The organism is Mycobacterium sp. PO1 (genome assembly GCF_017312405.1).
Lineage (GTDB): Bacteria > Actinomycetota > Actinomycetes > Mycobacteriales > Mycobacteriaceae > Mycobacterium.
In genome coordinates this window covers 1-1,389 of sequence record NZ_BLTG01000139.1, presented here as the reverse complement: position 1 = coordinate 1,389, position 1,389 = coordinate 1, and the positions used below count along the sequence as shown (strand labels likewise).

1 protein-coding gene, 1 pseudogene and 1 other annotated feature are annotated in these 1,389 nt (G+C 63.6%); the gene and the pseudogene both read left to right on the top strand.

The genetic code is table 11. The features are described from left to right. Positions 1-630: IS256 family transposase (locus J3476_RS27535; protein ID WP_207069430.1), on the top strand; the 630-nt coding region annotated here is incomplete at its 5' end. 51 nt (positions 631-681) lie between these two features. Continuing rightward, positions 682-1,389: pseudogene (locus J3476_RS27530) on the top strand (DDE-type integrase/transposase/recombinase); the annotation flags it as partial. Continuing rightward, positions 981-1,112, top strand: a sequence feature (AL1L pseudoknot). Its footprint overlaps the pseudogene before it by 132 nt.

Below are 1,389 nucleotides of genomic sequence, written 5' to 3'. Positions count from 1 at the left end.
TACGCCGCGATCGGGGTGGACCTGGCCGGGCATCGTGACGTGCTGGGCATGTGGGCCGGCGAGGGCGATGGCGAGTCAGCCAAATACTGGCTGGCGGTACTCACCGAGCTGAAGAACCGCGGGGTGGCCGACATCTTCTTCCTGGTCTGCGACGGGCTCAAAGGCTTACCGCAGTCGGTGGGCGCGGTGTTCCCCGACACTGTGGTCCAGACGTGTGTCATCCATTTGATCCGTGGGACGTTCCGCTATGCCGGGCGCCAGCACCGCGACGCCATTGCCAAGGCGTTGCGGCCGATCTACACCGCGGTCAACGCTGAGGCTGCAGCGGCAGCGCTGGACGCATTCGAGGCCCAGTGGGGTAACCGCTACCCGGCGGCGATTCGATTGTGGCGCAACGCGTGGAGTGAGTTCATTCCGTTCCTGGACTACGACACCGAGATAAGGAAGGTGATCTGTTCGACCAATGCTACTGAATCGTTGAACGCCCGCTACCGCCGCGCCGTGCGGGCCCGCGGTCATTCTCCCACCGAGCAGGCGGCGCTGAAGTGCCTATACTTGGTCACCCGGTCGCTGGACCCGACCGGGACCGGACAGAAGCGATGGACCATACGCTGGAAACCAGCCCTGTGAATCGCCCTGGAAATGTTGGAGGCTCCTGACCTTGGAAACGAGGATGCAGGTATGCCGAAGGAACAGTCGCCTGGGAAGCCCACGACACGTCGTTACAGCTCGGAGGAGAAGGCCGCCGCGGTGCGGATGGTCCGTACCCTGCGCGAAGAGCTGGGCACCGAGCAAGGCACGGTCACGCGGGTGGCCCATCAACTCGGGTACGGCGCGGAATCGGTGCGCTCCTGGGTACGCCAGGCCGACATCGACGATGGCCACGCCCCCGGGGTGACGAGCACCGAGTCCGCGAAGGTCAAAGAGCTCGAGCAAGAGATCCGAGAACTGAAGCGGGCCAACGAGATTCTGAAGCGAGCGGCAAGTTTCTTCGGGGCGGAGCTCGACCGCCAACACAAGAAATAGTCGCGTTCATCGACAACAATCGCGAGGATTTCGGGGTCGAGCCCATCTGCACGGTCCTGCGCAGCGCAGGCCTGCAGGTGGCCCCGAGCACCTACTACGACGCCAAAACCCGCCCACCGTCGGCGCGGGCACAGCGCGATGCAGTCCTGGGGCCGGCGTTGCGCCAGCTCTGGAAAGACAACTACCAGGTGTGCTTCATCGTCGATGCACACTCGCGGATGATCGTGGGTGGCGGGTAGCGTCGCATATGCGCACCTCGATGGTGCTCGATGCGTTGGAGATGGCACGCTGGTCACGTAGAACGACGTTGCAGGACTTGATATGTCACTCCGATGCAGGGTCGCAAGGCGGATTCAACTGGTC